Genomic DNA, 1,254 nt, shown 5'->3' with positions numbered 1-1,254 from the left:
CGATCGCGGACAAGATCCGCGAGGAAGCCGCCGGCATCGAGGGCCGCAAACAGCTCGCCGTGACGGCCTTCGCCGACGCGGTCGACATCGTCCCCCGGACGCTCGCGGCCAACACCGGCCGCGATCCCATCGACGTGCTCGTGGATCTTCGTGCGGGCCACGAATCCGAGGGTCGAGCCGGTCTGATCACCAGCGGTGACGAAGTCACGATCGACGATCCCTTCGAGTACGGCGTCATCGACCCCGCCGACGTCAAGCGCGAAGCCGTCGAGAGCGCGACCGAAGCCGCGACGATGATCGTCCGTATCGACGACGTCATCGCAGCCGAATAACGTCGCTGTTCGCGGCAGTCGTTTTGTTTTTCGCCCGTTTTCGATGTTTCCGATCCGCAGCGACGGCACAATGTCTGCTGGCCATCAGTGTTAAGTGTTACCAAACGAAAGTCCGGCGTAGCATGTCCGCAACTGCTCCGAGAGAGAACCTGCGGCCGATCGGGACGACGAGCGATCGGACCGTCTACTACGACGAAGGTCGGGGCACCTACCACACGTGGTGCGAAGACGACGCGTACGAGCCGGTGAGCACGGCCCTGCTCATGACCGTCTCGTCGGTCCTCGGCGTCGAACCCGACGACCTCGAGGCGCTCTCGGAGTGCGTCGAGCCGGACGCGTTGAACGCGCTGTTTATCCACTGGCGGGGCGACGAGCCCCGCGTCGGTGACGGCTCTATCTCCTTTACGTTCTCGCAGTGTTCAGTGACCGTGCGTTCGGACGGGGAGATCGTCATCGACCCGACGCGACAGCAGGTTACGCCGGAGACGACTCGAGTCGCGGATCGCGGTCACGATTCGGTCAGTCGCTACCGTTCTCGGCCGGCTCGAGGACGACCCGATCGCCGGGCTCGAGACCGAATGCGTCGTCGCCGCGGCCCCGATTGACGTCGAGTTCGACGTAGCCGTGGCTGCCGACGGTCGCTAATCGCTCCCCGGCGGGGACGGCCGCGAACGTCGCTCCGACCGGGACGGACCGGCCGTTCGCCAGGATCCGATCTCGACCGTCGAGAGACGACCCGGGAACGTTCGTGATGACGTTCCCGAACCCGTCGACGACCAGCACCTCGCCGATCGCTCGCTCGCCCTCGAGTTCTGCCGCCGGAAGCTCGAGATCGACGGCCGCAGCGCCGGGCTCGAGCCACTCGAGCGAACCGAGCGAGTCGATCTCGGCGTCGTGAACCGCGGCGGCGGCGGGTGCGAAG

The 1,254-nt window shown here is 66.2% G+C and carries 2 protein-coding genes and 1 pseudogene; 2 read left to right on the top strand and 1 reads right to left on the bottom strand.

Annotation, left to right across the window (positions count from 1 at the left end; genetic code table 11):
* Both PGX04_RS02155 and PGX04_RS02150 read left to right on the top strand, forming a co-directional pair.
* Window positions 1-332, top strand: a 332-nt coding sequence (locus PGX04_RS02155) for a TCP-1/cpn60 chaperonin family protein (protein WP_273737017.1), incomplete at its 5' end; no start/stop codon positions are given.
* A 122-nt stretch (window positions 333-454) separates the two neighbouring features.
* A pseudogene (locus PGX04_RS02150) lies at window positions 455-814 on the top strand (HalOD1 output domain-containing protein); the annotation flags it as partial.
* A 37-nt stretch (window positions 815-851) separates the two neighbouring features.
* Here PGX04_RS02150 and PGX04_RS02145 read toward each other — a convergent pair.
* On the bottom strand, window positions 852-1,254 hold a 403-nt coding region (locus PGX04_RS02145), incomplete at its 5' end, for an SAM hydroxide adenosyltransferase (protein WP_273737016.1).

It is taken from the genome of Natrinema soli (genome assembly GCF_028618695.1).
The sequence above is the reverse complement of the archived record's forward strand: the minus strand, read 5'-3'. Positions and strand labels throughout refer to the sequence as shown.